Annotated in this window: 13 protein-coding genes; 5 read left to right on the top strand and 8 right to left on the bottom strand. The window is 49.6% G+C overall.

Annotated elements, in window-relative coordinates; genetic code table 11:
* Nucleotides 1-6: 6 nt before the first annotated feature.
* Nucleotides 7-657: a GNAT family N-acyltransferase gene (locus ACP3PW_RS12200; protein ID WP_426416974.1), complete on the bottom strand. Its 651-nt coding sequence runs from the start codon at nucleotides 655-657 to the stop codon at nucleotides 7-9.
* Nucleotides 658-847: 190 nt separating this feature from the next.
* Here ACP3PW_RS12200 and ACP3PW_RS12195 point away from each other — a divergent pair, with 190 nt between their 5' ends.
* Nucleotides 848-1,627, top strand: a complete 780-nt coding sequence (locus ACP3PW_RS12195) for a PEP-CTERM/exosortase system-associated acyltransferase (protein ID WP_426416973.1) — start codon at nucleotides 848-850, stop codon at nucleotides 1,625-1,627.
* 15 nt (nucleotides 1,628-1,642) lie between these two features.
* Nucleotides 1,643-2,506: a ThiF family adenylyltransferase gene (locus ACP3PW_RS12190; RefSeq protein ID WP_426416972.1), complete on the top strand. Its 864-nt coding sequence runs from the start codon at nucleotides 1,643-1,645 to the stop codon at nucleotides 2,504-2,506.
* 47 nt (nucleotides 2,507-2,553) lie between these two features.
* On the opposite strand, the gene ACP3PW_RS12185 is transcribed toward ACP3PW_RS12190, so the two are convergent.
* Complete coding sequence (locus ACP3PW_RS12185; protein ID WP_426416971.1) at nucleotides 2,554-3,129, bottom strand: hypothetical protein; 576 nt, start codon at nucleotides 3,127-3,129, stop codon at nucleotides 2,554-2,556.
* 727 nt (nucleotides 3,130-3,856) lie between these two features.
* On the opposite strand from ACP3PW_RS12185, the gene ACP3PW_RS12180 reads away from it, so the two are divergent.
* Nucleotides 3,857-4,768 carry a THxN family PEP-CTERM protein gene (locus tag ACP3PW_RS12180; RefSeq protein WP_426416970.1) on the top strand — a complete coding sequence of 304 codons (912 nt, stop codon included), beginning with the start codon at nucleotides 3,857-3,859 and terminating at the stop codon, nucleotides 4,766-4,768.
* Nucleotides 4,769-4,963: 195 nt separating this feature from the next.
* Here ACP3PW_RS12180 and ACP3PW_RS12175 read toward each other — a convergent pair whose 3' ends face one another.
* The 6 genes from ACP3PW_RS12175 to prsK form a co-directional block, all read right to left on the bottom strand.
* Nucleotides 4,964-5,911, bottom strand: coding sequence for a glycosyltransferase family 2 protein (locus tag ACP3PW_RS12175; protein WP_426416969.1), 948 nt, complete (start codon nucleotides 5,909-5,911; stop codon nucleotides 4,964-4,966).
* Nucleotides 5,904-7,037 (bottom strand): hypothetical protein, encoded by a 1,134-nt coding sequence (locus ACP3PW_RS12170; protein WP_426416968.1) that lies wholly within the window; start codon nucleotides 7,035-7,037, stop codon nucleotides 5,904-5,906. The genes ACP3PW_RS12175 and ACP3PW_RS12170 overlap by 8 nt, the downstream gene beginning before the upstream one ends.
* A gap of 110 nt (nucleotides 7,038-7,147) precedes the next feature.
* Nucleotides 7,148-8,101, bottom strand: a complete 954-nt coding sequence (locus ACP3PW_RS12165; RefSeq protein ID WP_426416967.1) for a sulfotransferase family protein — start codon at nucleotides 8,099-8,101, stop codon at nucleotides 7,148-7,150.
* A 280-nt stretch (nucleotides 8,102-8,381) separates the two neighbouring features.
* The gene (locus ACP3PW_RS12160) at nucleotides 8,382-11,078 is read right to left on the bottom strand and encodes a tetratricopeptide repeat protein (RefSeq protein ID WP_426416966.1); all 2,697 of its coding nucleotides are present in this window, start codon (nucleotides 11,076-11,078) and stop codon (nucleotides 8,382-8,384) included.
* Complete coding sequence (gene prsR, locus ACP3PW_RS12155) at nucleotides 11,075-12,454, bottom strand: PEP-CTERM-box response regulator transcription factor (RefSeq protein WP_426416965.1); 1,380 nt, start codon at nucleotides 12,452-12,454, stop codon at nucleotides 11,075-11,077. The genes ACP3PW_RS12160 and prsR overlap by 4 nt, the downstream gene beginning before the upstream one ends.
* Nucleotide 12,455: 1 nt before the next feature.
* Nucleotides 12,456-14,531: an XrtA/PEP-CTERM system histidine kinase PrsK gene (prsK, locus tag ACP3PW_RS12150; RefSeq protein ID WP_426416964.1), complete on the bottom strand. Its 2,076-nt coding sequence runs from the start codon at nucleotides 14,529-14,531 to the stop codon at nucleotides 12,456-12,458.
* Between the two features lie 309 nt (nucleotides 14,532-14,840).
* On the opposite strand from prsK, the gene ACP3PW_RS12145 reads away from it, so the two are divergent.
* Together ACP3PW_RS12145 and ACP3PW_RS12140 are read left to right on the top strand one after the other, a co-directional pair.
* On the top strand, nucleotides 14,841-15,542 hold the full coding sequence (locus tag ACP3PW_RS12145; RefSeq protein WP_426416963.1) for an endonuclease V: 702 nt from the start codon (nucleotides 14,841-14,843) through the stop codon (nucleotides 15,540-15,542).
* Between the two features lie 92 nt (nucleotides 15,543-15,634).
* On the top strand, nucleotides 15,635-16,999 hold the full coding sequence (locus ACP3PW_RS12140) for an adenylate/guanylate cyclase domain-containing protein (RefSeq protein ID WP_426416962.1): 1,365 nt from the start codon (nucleotides 15,635-15,637) through the stop codon (nucleotides 16,997-16,999).
* Nucleotides 17,000-17,001: the final 2 nt, after the last annotated feature.

Here is a 17,001-nt window from a genome sequence, read left to right as displayed (position 1 = left end):
ACGCGATCAAAATACCGATGCCATGGCATTTCCGCCAAACGCGCAGGAAAAATTCCTATAGCCTACATCTGGCATTTTTTCGTCACAAAAATCTAAAATACTGTCAATATCCAGCCAGTAAGGCCGCCTAAGGCCTCGGTGCTCTGCTGCAGGACCAACCGCATTTAGCTTCCAGCGCCTTGGCATCAGGCGAACAATTGAGGGGGATGTAAGGCAAAACAACTCATCGTATCCGTGATCGTGGCAGTATCTGGCAACCGATGAGACCAACGCTTGAATAACTTCTCCGTCCGTCCGTTTTCCCAGACTTTCATAAGACCCCGATTTCGGTTTACAGAGGCGGGAGAGTTCAACCGCCTGATGACGTTTTCCCCTTATACACTCCTCATTAATTTTACTGATATTTTCCAGCGGTAATTGCAATCCGGTGACGGGTTTGACAAGCCTGAGTGCAGCACACCACTCACCACTGAGCTGATCACGAACAATAAAATGTACCGAGCGTTCGTCCCACTCATCGCGCTCCTGGTCTATAAACTCATCACATGGGCTTTCATATTGCTTTTGCTCGCAATAGACCTGATACCTCACGTGGTAGTTTATAGTTTTAGCAAATTCGGTATCTGCTACGAACACCTCATATAACCGATTGTTCATTGTTTCCCCAATAGCCTAAGCCAATTAACCTAACCGCCCCCAGTTTTTACAGTTCCCTGTGCTATTCTCCTTGAATAGGTACGTCAAATGTCAGAGTACCATCCTTTAGTTATTGACTACGTGACTTAGTGCGCACCCTTTTAGATCATTCACTAATAAGGTTGTTTGGATTTAATAACGGAGTAGCGAAATGGCTAAAATGTCCATCTGCGAAGAGTTCAACAGCTATTTCAGGGTGGCACTCGCGTTAACTCCCGAGCTCCAAACCGAGGTTTTCCGCATCCGTTACGATGTGTTCGCACGTGAATTTGGGTGGGAGGATTCGTCGCCAGAGGAAGTTGAGCGTGATGATTTCGATCGTTACTCTATTCATAGTCTTATTTATCACAACCGAACCAATACTCCAGCTGGCTGTGTGCGACTGGTTATTCCAGATCCTGTAGATTCGGCTCAAATGGCTCCTTTTGAGAAATATTGCGCCCAGCATATATCCAAGGATCAGTTTGATCTCGCGATTTTAAATACAGTCTCCTATGGAGAAGCCTCCCGCTTGGCCGTCCCCTCCTCTTTCCGACGCAGAAAAGACGAATCCACAGCGGCTATCCCCCTTCCCGCTCGAGCCCCTCAGGCGACCGCTGAAGAAAAACGACATTTTCCGCACATCGCGATGGGGCTTTATCTCGCGGGGATGGCGATCGTTGACCTGGCAAGTATCGACTACGTTTTTGCGATGATGGAACCCCGCCTGGCACGCCACTTATTGCGCTTTGGTGTAATGTTTCAACAAGGCAGCGATATTATGGATTACCATGGTGAACGCGCGCTGTACTTTATTCCCAAAGAGGATCTCACTTGCCACCTAACCACGGAGATGGCAGAACTTTACGGGTCGATACGGGATTCCGTTTTTCAGCAACTGGCGGCTCCATCGAGTAAAAAATCAATATTTCCGCGCGCTAACTTCGCCTAGGAAGACAATTCGTTTATGAATTCATTCGACTACGCTTCAGCTTTTTCCCGCAACATAGGCTGGATAACCGAAGAGGAGCAAAGCGTACTAAGAGATACCCGGGTGGCAATCGCCGGCATGGGAGGCGTTGGTGGTGCTCATCTTCTTACATTGGTTCGACTGGGTATAGGCCACTTTCATATTGCCGATTTTGACGAGTTTGGAGTAGAGAATACAAACCGACAAGCGGGAGCCCGCACCAGCACCTACGGCAAGAAAAAAGCGGACACCTTACGATCGATGGCGCTGGATATTAACCCCGAACTCGACATCAAGGTGTTTGATGAAGGCGTCAACCGACACAATCTCGAACACTTTTTTTTGAAGGTGGATCTCTATATAGATGGGTTGGATTTTTTTGCCTTCGACGCACGCGAGCTGGTATTTCACCATTGTTATCAGCACCATATCCCCGCAGTTACTGCGGCACCTTTGGGGACAGGCGCCGCCACGCTGGTTTTTATGCCAAAACGTACAAGCTTCGAGCAGTATTTTGGATTTAAAGGCCAATCTGAAACCGAAAAATCATTACGATTTTTTGTTGGTCTCGCTCCCTCCATGGCCCACGCATCCTATCTAGTTGACCCTTCACGTGTTGATCTTGAAGCGAGAAAAGGCCCCTCTACCATAATGGGCTGCGAAATGTGTGCCGGCGTCGCTGCTACTCAGGCGCTTAAAATTCTTACCGGCAGGGGCCGGGTACTGGCCGCGCCCCACGGGCTTCAGTACGATCCATTTATCAACAGGGTTAACCACACGTGGCGACCCGGGGGCTACCGAAACCCCCTAACCCGGTTCGTTATGCACAAAGTCAGGCAAGCATTTCTCAGCACCCCATAGGATCCCAGGTAGGCGGCCACCGCAGAAAGAGTGACTGACTGTAAACCCTATAACTCCTCAACAACCTGCCCTAAAGGTAAGCGCTGAGAGCGACAGACGTCGTTCTTCGGGTACCCTACTCGCAACACCATATGCAGTGCGCCCCCAACAGCCTCAACCACCCCCTCATCCAGGGCCTTAACCTCCTCCTCAAGTTCCTGACTCACCTTGCCAAGACGTCGCCGAACCAATTGATCGGTGACAACATAATAGGGGTGCACCCCTAACCCTGCCGCATTAAGCTCCACCCACAGACGCATCATTAATTGGCCCGCTGCCCGGGCATCGGTCTCTAGCTCACCTCCGGAAATCGTAATTAGGCCTGCTGATTGCTTAAGCATCACGCCTTCAAACAACGCTAACACCCGATGAAAGCCTAAATGATTAAGTTTGGGCAGCCAGTAACTCGATGTACTCATACCCAGTATTGCGCCCCCTCCCGGGGGCAAACAGAGCGTTTCAACATCCAAACCGTCGCCATTTGCGGCCTCTTCCGGCGTATATCGTAAAGAGGATGCCAAAAAGCGAACCAGATCTGGCGAGCGGAAACGTAAAGAGGAAGCCTGTTGAATTTGCTCGATCAAATCATTTGCACCCGATGTCGCCCAATACCGGGCAATGAGCGGCCCCTCCACCTGTGCAGATATAGCCTGCACAGTGGCGTTATCCAGCGGCTCACGGAGAAAAGGACCCCGATTTGTATGGCGCCGTAAAATCGAAGCTTCAGCGAGCGGCCCAACACTCAGATCACTAATGCCGGGGAAGGTGCAGATAACCCTGCCCTCCGCCGTTCTAACGGAGCAGGGAGTGTCAAGATTTTTGGCAACAATACGAAGGCTTTCTATCGCACAACCGAGGCTTAATTCAACCGCATGAGAGCCGGGTCCGAAATAAGCCTCTGAATTACACCTAAGCGGCGAATAACTTATTCCAATTTCCTCACCGGAGATCTGAAACTGGAGAGGTTGGGAGTTATCTGCCGACGGATAACGGCTCGCAATACCAACCAGGGCCTTTAAAGGGCTCGAAGGTTCCACCACATAACCCTCCCTATAAAATAGTGCCTCCTCCGCAGCACCAGCAGCTGTCAGCAGGATTTACACCTTTCTAAAAATTCGTTAAACAGATCGGAGCGATGAGTATAGCAGAGTATTATTTATTCAATTTAACCAATAGGTTAGGAGGCTAGAACAGGAATTGGCCAGCTCTTTGCTATATAGGCAAGCAAGTCGTGATTTAAATTGGGTGTTCAACAGCTTTAAAGCCATTTGAACCGCGATTGGGATTGGATCTTTTAGCGAGGGAATGATCATGTTTACTGCAAAACGCTTATTAACCGCTGCTTGCCTGACCGCACCGTTATTGCTGTCGCCTACGGCCAGTGCAATTGTTGTCACCGACTGGAACTACACGCTGAATAGCAGCTTCACTGAGTTTAATGCCGGGGTCACGGGTACCGTGCCTAACTCTCTGTTGGGTGGATCGACCAATTTGGCATGGGGTAACCCCTTCAATAACAATGGGGAAAATCCGACTCTGCAGCAGAGTTCGCTCTTCATCGATAATGCCGGTACCAATTCCGGTTCGGTTCAAACCGGAGGTGCTACCGTAGATACCTCTATCTATACCCATAACAACTTCGTAATTACTGGCGACACATTAACCAGCGCTACGCTTCTCGATGTTCTTACTCTGGATCCGGAGCTGCCCATCCCACCCGCCACAGCCGGGGATGGTGACAGTTTCAGTGCGCCGCCTTTAACCTTCGCAATCGAATTTATCGAAACGCCTAATTTCTGGGACAATCTGGATCCCGGTGACGGCAATGGGCTATGTCCTGAAGGGGTACCAGTTAATGAAAACGGTTGCGGTGACGTGTTTGTTCTCAACGTTGCCGGTGCCGGCTTTAACCCCGACACTCTCTCTTTCTTCCAACTGTTTACATTTGGGGACGAAGATGAAATGGAGTTATATGCAGCCTCAATATTCCTGCAAAACACCGATACTGGCGAGGGTTTGGTTCCTCTATCTGACGAAGCCTGTGAAGAGGCTGGCGCCGACGTAAATTGCCTCGGAATGGTAACCGCTGAGGGCGTTGTCAACCAGTTCCAGGCCGCCTTCCGTATCGACCACCTGCGCACAATCCCGGAGCCCGGTGTATTGGCACTGATGGCTCTAGGGTTGTTGGCCATGGGCGGTTTGAAGCGTAAGCGTGCCGCTTAGGAGTTAGTAAAAGCATCTAATCCCGGTAACAGGGATAGTTACCAGCACAGAGCCCTTCGGGGCTCTTTGTTTTTGGAAAAACCGAGAGGCCAAATTGGCATCCATCTCATCCAGGAATGTGCCCGCGTGTTGAGGAGCTTTACACGCCCCTGAGGCCAAGCAATGATTCCATTTCGTAGGCGTCTTCGTTTCGCTTCAAGCCGAAGCAGACCGGCCTCGCAGTACTGACAACAGATCGCGAACCTTGCGCAAAAAAATTCCAGGGTCACTGAGCAGTCCATTGACCTGATTGATAACCGCGGCGGGATAGTGACGGTTGCTTAGTAATGCATAAGAGAGATCGAGGCGCGCTCTTCGCAACGCATCACCGGCACCCAATAGAACCTCCTGCCGCTGAAACTGATAGCTCCCTAAAAGATCGCGATAGGTCTCCAACGCCAGGCGCTGGGAAGCCAGTGGACGGCGCCGTATTGCGCTCGTTGAATGCACACAATAGGCCGCGAGCGGTGTAAGCACTACCGCCTGCCACGCTGAGTGATCCAGCGCCCTTAAAAGCAGACTCATATCCTCTGCTATGGCAACCCCTTCAGGGTATCCCCCAACACGAAGGAACAGATCTCGGCGCAGGGTCAAGGTGTGGGTATCGCCAACATGCTGTCCCGCATATTTCCTACGCAGGTGTTTATCGATAAGCACCATGGCGCCTTCAGCTGAGTTTCGCAGCTCCCCCCCCCAATCGAGCGCATCAATATTCTCCTGCGAAGAGCCATCTTCGTAGACGTAGTGAAAATTTCCACTAAGAAGGTCCAGTTTTGGGTATCTCTGAATTAGCTCTGCGTGACAGCTAAGTCTATGGGGATAGTACCAATCATCCGCATCGAGAAATGCTAACCAGTCTCCACTGGCATGGGCAACCCCCCTGTTACGAGCAACGGAAACACCTAGGTTATCCTGCTGAATCAAGCTTATGCGCTCGCCATATCGGGCCGCAACAGCAGCGCTTCCATCGGTAGACCCATCATCCACCACGATAACCTCGTAGGGCGAAACGTCTTGCTCGATTAGGGAGTCCAACGCCCTGGCCAACGTTTTTTCACCATTATAGACCGGCACAACAACCGATATACGCGGAGGCCTATTCATGCTTGAACCCAGCATTCAATACCAGTAACTGCCTGCCGATCCACAGAATTGCCGCTATGCCAGTAACCCATCTAAATAACTTGGGAATTTCACTCCCATCCAACCGGGCTTGCCAGGCTGGAATTCGCTTCCAAAGGGGAAGGATAAAATAACTCTCCTCCCTTGAGGCTGCGGGTCGAGGGTTGGATCGGTATCGATCTGCGAGCACTTCTGAGCTTACCGAGGCAACCGCCGGATAGCGTTCCACAACGATCCTTAGCAGCGACGCCAACTCGGAATAACAGCGCTCCCGAACTGAAAGATCTGGATGTATATAGTTCCAGCGATGGGTTTCTATAATTGCAGGACGACCGCAGGCGATGGCGTGCTCAACCATCTGCAGGCATTGATTAACCCCGACTCCTTTATAGGGTTCAAAATAGCCGTTGCGTACCAGGCAAAGCAGCCCGGATGCCGTCAAATCGCCATTCGCGATATCACGTCTGTCACGTACAAAGTGATCGCCATCGCGCTCGACAGAGCGATGTCCCGGGGTCATCAAGGTTGTTATTCCTCCCTTTAGCCACCCTGCTTCTACCTCATCATTCCATACAAACGTGGGTGGCACCGCAACCGAAGGCATCATACCAAAAACATCCTTGTGCTCTAACACCTCATCCATGGCTTGACGCTCTGCATCTGACTCAGCGGAACACCACCGGGACTGAACTTCTGCGGGAAAAACTTCGATCGGTATCGATTTACCCAGCTCCACTGGGTTATTTTCCGCCCTGGTTTCATCTTTAAATTGGCTATCCATATAGCTTTGTAGGCAGTCAGTATTAAAGTGTAATCGCCCATGGAGTTGGAGTGGCATCAACCCTTCACGCTGAACTTCCAGTAGCGATATGAGTGTTTTCTGGCTCTCCGGTGCTGCCAGTGAAACGGTTTCTATTACACAGTGACTATCCTTTACCGACACCCTCGGTGCCAAAAGGGTTACACCCAGGGTCATAACAGGATTGCCACCATCAGCCAATAGGCATGCCTTCAGCATCGTATTTATTTTTCCAAGGCTTTGTGACTGCTGGTGATCCCCCGCCCCCCAGTCATCGCTTTCCAGAATAAATAGAGGTGCATTTAGCACCGGTTCTCGAAAAATAGCGCGGAGTATCGGGCCGTATCGCCACCAAACAACCAGTACGCAAAGCCCCCACCCGACAATTATAAAGAACCCTAGGGATGTCCAAAGAACACTCAAACCTCGGACCTCATGTAATCCGCAGGTTCATACCCCATAGCTTTAGCCACCTCTTCAACTCTGGGCAACACCGACTTGATGCGCTTAACATTGTCGGAGTCGAGCCATTTGTTGCGCTTAATTGCCGAGAATGCATTGTAAGGGTGTTGCAAAACAGTTTGGGAATGTGTTTTTAACTCCTCGGTAAAAGGCACTCCACAAAAATCATAGAGTCCACGGAAGCTGTCAACTGGGTCCTCCAGAATCCTCTCATACTCAATTCGAAAAAAACGGTCTTGGGTTATTTTCCGGGAACTACTGAGAATAGATTTATTGATTGAACGAAACTGTTCCGCACACACCGCCTCAATCGGACTGTCCACGTACTCCCTCCAACCGGGAAAGAGGAAAAAACACCACCGAGAAAACATCCCCCCATCAATATCGACAGTAGCCGGTAGGTTGTCTGACCAGGTAGCGTACTCGTCTGCCCTTCTCCAACCTTCAATAAGTGAGTGTATATTGTCTCCTGGGTTGCGGGTAACGTAGACAAACAGAGCTTGCGGAAACAATGCATTAAGATAGTCTACACAAAGGCCGTTCTGGTTATTCTTGTCAACAAATCGCAACTTACCCGTCCTTGAGTAAAAATAGTTGGAGATAAAACGTTCATCCTTTTTTACTGCATCGTGCTTGAACAGACAGTGACTCTCCCAATTTCGCGAATCCAGGCTGTGTAATTGCGCCCATAGGTCATGAGTCTCTCGATTCAGGGTTCCCAATCCATTTGACAAGCTCAGCGTCTTGTAGACCAGAGTAGTCCCTGCCCTTGAGCAACCTATTACAAAAACAGGGCGATCAGGGTAAACCGGCAACACATTAGCTCGCCACCCGCGCAACTGATAAAGAATCGAATTTCGGTAGAATGCAAGCGTCTTTTCTACTTTTAGCTGTAGCTCACCAGATCGCATTTCGTCATCCTTTGTTAAGGAGCTCGCGAACAAGCTCCTTAACCATATAGTGCCCACAGAGCGCGAAGATTAGCGGCATAGAAAAGACCTCTCCATAAGGCTTACGTCGCCATCTACCCTTACTGAGGCCAATGAAGGGTATGCTATGCAACATTTATCTTTCCTGTCCGGGTAAACCACAACACACTCGTTGGCTGGCCTGCCATTTAGAGGCCCGGCCGTTCCAAAGCCCGCAGAGAGCACTGTGGACTTGTTCACGCCCCTTCTGATACCCAAAACTCTAATTAGCTTCACCGCTTTCAATTCTTTCCATAAGGTCTTCGGCATTCTTACGCTCTTCGAAAGCCCCTGGTTGGGCAAGAATCTTTGCAAGAGCCTCTTGAGCATCTCGAGTTTTACCGGCCTTAGCTGAAGCTGAAGCATAGTGATACGCGACATCAGGGTTCTCAGGAAGCGCATTATGAGCATCGCGCAAATACGCGAGCCCTTTTTCGAGCTTACCTAGATTTACTAATACCCAGCCAAGCGTATCCAGTATCTCCGGATTCACCGGATCAAGCTCATAGGCCTTTTTTGCATAGATTTCAGATGACGGATCATCTCGCTTCATAAGCAACCAAGCAGTGTTGTTATTGATTACGATATTGTCAGGTTCCTTTGAAAGCACATTGAGATGGAGATCAAGAACCTGATTCGGGAAATCATGCCCATTCCCCACCGACAGCATTGCAGACACGAATCGGCTGTCTCCGGTCCGCTCGTACGCTTCAGCGAGATGACTAAAGGCATCATCGAAACGCTTCATACGCGATAACAACTGGGCTCTTGCGACTATTATCGAAGAGTTATCCGGGTGCACTGTTTCTAGATCAAACAGAACCCTATCAGCGGATGACAAATCACCGCTTTCAGCCAAAAGTCTGAATTTAAACAGCATCAATTCAGAGTATTCGTCCTGATCAAACCGGGACTGGTAGGTGGTTATCACGTCTAACGCTCTTGTAAACTCTTGTTGTCCAGCCAACCAACTCAGGTAACTCTTTAATAACGGCAGGCGAGGCTCACTAATCGCCAATAAGCGTGAAAAATAGTGATCGACATTGTGATTTTCATTTCGACTGAGGGCGATCTGAAGCATTAGCTGGTTAGCCAAAATACTATCTGGCTCTCTATTCAGGGCTCGTCCCGCATTAATCGCCGCCTTATCAAGTTCGCCCTTCCCAAGGTAAAAGGCTGCAAGCGCTAAGCTCACCTCAGCATTATCCCCCTCACCGGGTTGAGCCTTCAAAAGCACATCTTCCGCTTGCTCCCGGTTGCCCTGGGAATCCTGCAATCCTGCATAATAGATCGATACCCGGGTATCAGGATTTTTGTTAAGATAGGGTTGCAAGAACTTGATAGCGGCCGCAGTATCGCCTTGTTTTGCCAGCGTTCTTGATATGCCGATGATCGCAGGAGAGTCTTGGGGGGACTCCTCAATTACCCGCTGATACTGCTCACGTGCTTCCCCATACAGCTGCCGAACCTCCAGCAATTCCCCGCTCAGGTACCAGTAGCCACTGATCCCAGGAAATTGTTTGATGCGGCTCTTTATGAGCGCATCGGCCAACTCAATTTCACCCCGTTGCAGATAAAAACGGGTTAATCGTTTATCAACGTCAACTGTAGGACGATCGCCTGCTGCCAGCCGATCAGAGGAAACCGCTGCACCCGCCACGTCACCGATTTTAAGGTACGCGGCAGCCAAATAGCCTTCAATTTCCAAATTATTGGCGGCGGCCACCTTAGATTTTTCCAGATAACCTATGCCCCTTTCGGTGTCATTCAACCCCATATAGGCTTTACCCAGGAGTACATTTTCCATTGGTCCGAGTTCATCTCCATCCGACTCGCTCGCTCCTCCAACCTGCCCCTGAGGCTCTAACAAGGCAATAACAGATTCAAACGCCTCCTGTTCGAGCATAATCGTAGCCAGCAAGGCTCTGGCCGTTCCATTTTTTGGATACTCCTGAATATACCTGTTTAGCATATCCCGAGCTTGATTCTTCGCACCCAACTGATAGTGCGCAATAGATAGCATATACATTGAGGGTAAGTGATTGGGCACTCTGGAAAGAACTTTCTCAAAGTATTCTCGAGCCTTTGGAAACTCCTGACGTGAAAGAGATACCCTCCCGAGATTAAAGTTTGCCTGCACATTATCCGGTTCACTGTTAACAATTTCTAACAAGGTTTTTTCCGCAGACTCAACCTCACCTGCAGCCATTAGTGCATCTGCTTTTCTATTTTTTACGAGCGTTCCACCAACGCCTTTCTCTTCCAGCTTTTCAAAAATCTTAACGGCGTCAGAATAACGTGCTTCAATGTAATAGATCTGCGCACGTAATAATTGACCCTCAACGTTATCACTATCGTTTTCTGGGAGACCATCAAGAAGTTTTTTTGCTTTTTCTGTATCCTTTTCCGCTACCCATATTTTTGCGAGCCCGATAGTTGCCTCAGCTGAGGATTCAATACTGCCTGAGGCGTTAAATGAATCTCGAGCGTCGGCCATCATTGCCTGGGCTAAAAAAGCATTTCCTTTTGCTAAAAGAGCAGGAGCGGAGCTTTCGACAAGCCCTTTGTGTGAAGCAAGGAGTGCCAACGCTTTTTCTGGCTCACGTCTAACAAGGTATAGATTAGCCAACTCGACAATTTTGTCGAGATCCAGATCACCCGAGCGCTCTATTGATTCGTAGACGCCGATGGCGGCATCGACATCCCCCGTAGACAACTCGGTCGCGGCCAGTAGCTCCCGCGCCTCAAGTGACTCGGGAGCCTCTTTCAAATAGTTTTTCAACTCGATAATAGCCGATGATCTGTCCCCATCATCAAGATAATCCTTGGCACTTTGTAAATAGTCTTTTGAAAAAGCTGGAGGCGATGTTAAAAAAGCGACAATAACGCTGTATCGTACTAATCCCCGTGCGAAGTTCATGAATCACCCATCTCCATTTTTTTTGAGCCCATAATTCCATACTTATGCATGAGCGAATACAGTGTGGGTCGCGTCACACCTAAAAGCTCTGCCGCCTTTGAAATATTATTATCGGTATATCCAATCGCCCGTGTAATCACTTCCTTTTCGGTTTTCTCTCTTAAAGATTTAAGATTAAACGGCAGCAAAGAACCTTTATCTGGTTCGTCAAGCTGTAGGTCAACGGGGGTAATTCGACCATTTTCCGCCATTATCAGTGCCCGTTTAATTCTATTTTCAAGCTCACGTATATTCCCTGGCCACTGATATTTTTCAATCGCCATTATTGCCTCATCGCTAAGTACCGGGCACTTCTTTGCGCCATCGCGCTGCTTTTCTATCAAGGCACTGGCAATAACAACCGAATCTCCATCTCGTGAACGTAGTGGCGGAATTTCGATACTCATTTCACTTATGCGGTAATAGAGATCACTTCGGAACAAACCCTCCTCTATCTGCTGACTGAGATTTTGGTGTGTCGCGCACACAACTCGAACATCCACCGGAAGCTCACCGCGCCCCCCTATTCGCTCAATGGTTCTTTCTTGAAGAAAGCGCAAAATCTTTGTTTGCAGCGCCGTTGGTAGATCACCTATTTCATCAAGGAAAAAGGTACCTCCGCTTGCGTATTCTATTTTCCCAATAGTTTGCTTCACCGCACCGGTAAAGGCGCCTCGTTCATGGCCAAAGAGTTCGCTTTCAAGTAGTGTTTCAGGAATGGCTGCGCAGTTAACCGCAACAAACCGACCTTTGCGCCCACTTAAGCTGTGCAGCGCTTTAGCCAACACCTCCTTGCCGGTACCGCTTTCCCCCAGTAGCAGAACGCTTATCTCAGAAGGAGCAACTTTCTCAATGATTCGGGTAACCTGCTGCATCTTATCAGAGCAAGCGATGACACCACGCAAAGGCTCAGAGACAACATTTTGTTGAAGTTTTCTATTTTCCTCCTCAAGATCATAGAGCCGATAAGCCCTGTCGATTATCAGTTTCAGTTCATCTATATCAATTGGTTTCTGATAATAGTCATAGGCCCCCATCGCTACGGCTTTAACCGCATTCTCACGATCATCGTTGCCCGTCACAACAATCATCTTTGTAGATGGGCGTTCTGCAAGAATGCGGACCAATAGCGCAAGCCCCTGAGATGCATTAGCCGGGTCTGGGGGTAACCCCAAATCAAGAGTAACGACAGCGGGCTCCTCTCGGCGCAGCTGGGCTAACGCAGAGTCCGAGTCTGCCGCGACTCGAATATCGTAGTCGCCTAACGACCACTTCAGTTGTTTTTGCAACCCCGGGTCATCTTCTACAACCAGAAGAACTCGCTTCCCTGGCGTCATCTTAGCCTCCTGCTATTGCATGGTTTTCTATAGCGTCAAGCGGAGGAAAACGTAATGTAAACCGCGTCCACCCCTCATCACGATTTTTCAAGACAATATCTCCACCGATACTTTTCATATATTCCCTGGCATCGAACAGTCCTATGCCCATACCTGCATTACCCTTCGTAGTTTGAAAAGGTTGAAATAGCGACTTTTCGATAAACTCCTCGCTCAAACCGGGACCATTATCCGACACCGTTACAAAAGGCCTAAGGCTCGAAGTATCAAGACCAAACTCGACTTTAACCTCCCCCGCCCCTCCCGCTGACTCAACCGCATTTTTGACAATATTTTCTACCGCGGATGAAAACCGTTGCTCATCCAGAAGAAGTTCCGGCAGTGTCGAGTCCCCCGACACATCAAAAACCTTGCAGGCACTGGAAAAGCGATGAGCTATTGCTCGCACCTGGGAGCCAAAAGAGAGGGTCCCCACTGCTCGTTCACCTGCTTTGTCACCATTAAGGTGGGACAACATACGATCCATTTTGGAAACAGAGTGATTAATGGTCTCAACACAGTCATCAATAAATTCCGGGTTAGTACGGTGCAGCGCCATATTACTTACCAACAATCTAAGCTGCGCATTGATATTTTTTAGGTCGTGTACCACAAAAGCAGAAACGCGATTAAAGGCTTCAAACTGTTTTGCTTTAGCAAGTTCATTATGTGCATCAGCAAGGGATAGATAACTGGCCACCTGCTGCGCCAGAAGCTTGATAAAATCATGATCTTCCCATCCAATATCACGCATTGAACGAGGTGTTGCTAACACCACTACTGCAAATATCTCTACTTCCCGAATAAGAGGAATCACTAGCCACAGATCCTGGTCTTCCGCCAAAAACCCAAGATCAAGGCTCGCAGGATAGCGGTCAGGAAAAGATCGATACTCCTCCAGATCAATTACCCAACCCTCCTTTTCCATGAAGGTGATGGCACTGGGTGTTAAAGATTCTGCCTCGTACCTGCTTCGTAACATGTTCCAGAAGCCACAGGCTACAAACGCCTTTTTATCAGACCGATGATCAGACCGCCTCCATATCAACGCCCCACGACTATCCATCGGATCGCACAATACTTTTAAGCACCGGTCTTGCAAATTGTCCCCGTCCGTTTCTTTATCAAGCGCTCGGGTCGCCCTAATCCACTGTTCACGGTAGTCATATTTTAAGCGGAAGAAATTCTTTGCTATCAATACCGACAGTGCCGACCTTACCTGCCCCGAGCTCATCAACATAAACAAAATCATTGCTGCAAAGAACACCACCAGCAGGAGTAATAGGTCTCCCCACCGCCCACCAAAATCCCGTACATAAAACCCCGCGATGGCGACCGCCAACAGATACCCCCCAACCAGTAAAAGGGATACCGTACGGAACGCCGCCTGATGAGATACCACAAGTTTGGCGTCCCAATGGGGATTGCGCACGCCGGCCAGTAAAAACAGCGGCACCACCAACAGGTTGGCAATCCCACGGGCTGCGAGCAGCGCGTCATTCAGATGTTGGTACAATACCGCTTCGGCGTAGAGAAACAGGTCAAACAACAGCAGCGCTAGCAAACCCAGAAAGAAATACTTAACTGCCCAGCGGCGTTCGTTATCAACACCTGCGTAAACTTGCTCGAGCATCGAAAGTAAAAGGATGGTAACGACAAGGTGCCCGGGCAAACGTGGATCAGTGCCCGTAAATTGCTGTACAGCTATCCGCGCAGGGCCCACCAAATCGATAAACATCAACGATACCAGCACAGCCAGGATTACCCAGCGAGGCCAGGACACCCGTAGCTGCCATAAACGCAGCAGCAAAAGCCCTAGAAGCAGATTTCGGGTACTTTCAAAAAACCAGGTATCGGAGAACAACCAATCGGGGCTAATCGCTGCGTAACAGACAACAGTGACCCAAAGGATAGATGCCAGGCATAACCCTCTAAAGTGCCACACGAGTTCTCCGCTAACCCGGTAAAACGTCAGCAGCAGAAGAACTGAATAGACAGCAGCCAGCGACCCATAGCTGACCTGGATGATAAAGTCCATTTTAACTCCGGCCCTTCTTATCTGCATCGGCAGTTTCGAGGGTTGCAGTCCTAATATGCCGAGAAAACGGCACTGTTTAGTCTATGCAGCGAATCAAAACCTGTCGATTTTTTTAACGGTCTCAATCAAATGTATTCCAAATTCAACTTAGTAAAAATTAGATATCGCAAAATGCGATTATCGACCGATTCGCTTTCCTGAGGTGGAGAGGGTGGATTTCCCGGTTATCGACATTGATGCAACGGACAAAGATCTTCCCAGAGGGAGGGAGACTGGTTATATTATGCCTTCTAGGAATATACGCCTATCATGAAGATAAACGCCCTACACCCTTGGAATATCACTGAAACTCAGGCTTCTGCCATTCAGAAGAGTCTTAGCGCGTGGATCGTTGAAGACAATGAGGCACTGGAAAATATCACCTATATTGCCAGGGCACAGCTTCTTTATAATCTCGACGATGAATACAGTACCGCCAACGTAACCCTGTTTCGGCTCCCGGAGTTCAAAGTCGTTGAGCGCCATAGCGCTACTTTGAGACTGGACTTTCCGGCATTACCCGGCCTGCTTTCATTTCGCAAAGCTCCCGTCGTGCTTCGAGCTCTGGAGGCGCTTGAGCAGGCACCCGACCTTATCATTTGCGATGGCCGCGGCGTCACAGGCAAGCATCGCTTTGGCCTCGCCAGCCATATAGGCCTAATGTGTAACACCCCCACTATTGGCTGGCGAGGGGCTCCTGATGCCGCGGTCACGAGAAAGATGAAACCCAAGCGTGGTAGCTGGGTTCCATTAAAGACCTCATCGGGTATACACGGTGCGCTGCTTAGGCTGCATAGGGATCTCCCGCCTATCTATGTATCTCAGGCTCACCGTATCAGCTTAAAGCAAGCCCTCCTGTGCTCACTACAAGCGGTTCCAACGACGCTCGAAAACGCAGATATGCTGGAGCTGCTGACCCCTCAGCCCATATCCCAGCTCAGTCAATTCAATCCATCTAAAGCGCTTGGGTAGATGCGGCCTGAATCGATCACTCAGGGCTAGCGCTAGAATCAGAAGGGAATTACTATAGTCCGCTATGCCATTAGAAGCTGACCGTTATTCGTATGTCTGAAAATAACAAACACTCTTCAGATTCCGGGGAAACACCGGCTTTTTACTCTCGTTTCCTGATCTACCTCACAGCCACTACAACGCTGGCCGCGGCCTATTACGGAAAAGCCGTGCCACATGAGCTGGTTTGGCTTATTCCCTATCTACTCGTATACCCGCTTCTGTTCAAACTCTCAGCGCTCGCCCGGTTTCGCGAAAGCAACGTTGCGGCGAGCCTTGACGGCATCAATATCGGTGGACTGATCGCCGCCTGGGGATTTATGCCAGCTCCCAGTTTAATTCTGCTGATGCTGACCCTACTCAATAACCTCACCTATTCGGGAGCCCGCAATCTCCCCTACCTCTGCCTTTTCCTGGTCTCCAGCACCGCCATCACCTTCTTTCTGTTACAACCGGAGATCAACCTAGCTGCACCACTGTTTTGCCTTATCGTCACGGCTATCAGCGCGGGCCTCTATCTGGCAGTGATTGGAAAGGAGATCTACCAGCGGAAACGCAAACTGGACTCCAGCGAGGCACAGCTCAGGGAGGAGAAGCAAAGGCACATCCGCTTGATGAGTAAACTGAGCCGCTACCTCTCTCCTGCGGTCTGGGAATCTCTGTTTTCTGGGGATCAGGAGGGCAACATAGAGACCCAGCGAAAACGCCTGACCGTATTTTTTAGCGATATCAAGGGATTTACCGCGCTTTCCGAGGAGATGGAGTCCGAGGAGCTGACTGAACTCCTCAATAACTACCTGACCGAAATGTCGAATATCGCCCTGAAGTATGGGGGCACCATCGACAAATTCGTGGGCGATGCCATCATGGTCTTTTTTGGTGACAGCAAAAGCGGCGGTGCCAAACGGGATGCCCTGGCGGCGGTATCCATGGCCATTGCAATGCGCAAGCACATGAAGGTTCTGCGTCAGCGTTGGCTAAGCCAGGGAATCCAAAAACCGCTGCAAATTCGCATGGGCATCAATACCGGTTTTTGTACTGTCGGTAATTTTGGCGCCGCTAGCCGCATGGATTACACCATTATCGGTAAGGAGGTGAATTTAGCCAGTCGCCTTGAGAGCAACGCAGAGCCGGGTCAAATACTTACCTCCTACGAAACCTACTCCATGATCAAAGACGTCATCATGTGCCGCGACAAAGGTGCACTGGAGGTTAAAGGCTTCAGTCGCCCCGTGCCGACCTACCAAGTTGTGGATTTCCGCAAGGATCTGGGTGCAGATCAAAGCTTTATCGAGCACCAGATAGATGGTTTCTCCATGTATCTCGATACCGAGAAGGTCAAGAGTTACGACAAGGAGCGGGTTGTACAAGCGCTACAAACCGCTGCCCGAAAACTCAAAGAGCGGGTCATCCTCTAAGC

It is taken from the genome of Aestuariirhabdus sp. LZHN29, from assembly GCF_049985285.1.
GTDB lineage: Bacteria > Pseudomonadota > Gammaproteobacteria > Pseudomonadales > Aestuariirhabdaceae > Aestuariirhabdus.
Note: the sequence above shows the minus strand (reverse complement) of the source record. Positions and strands in the feature narration are given on the sequence as shown.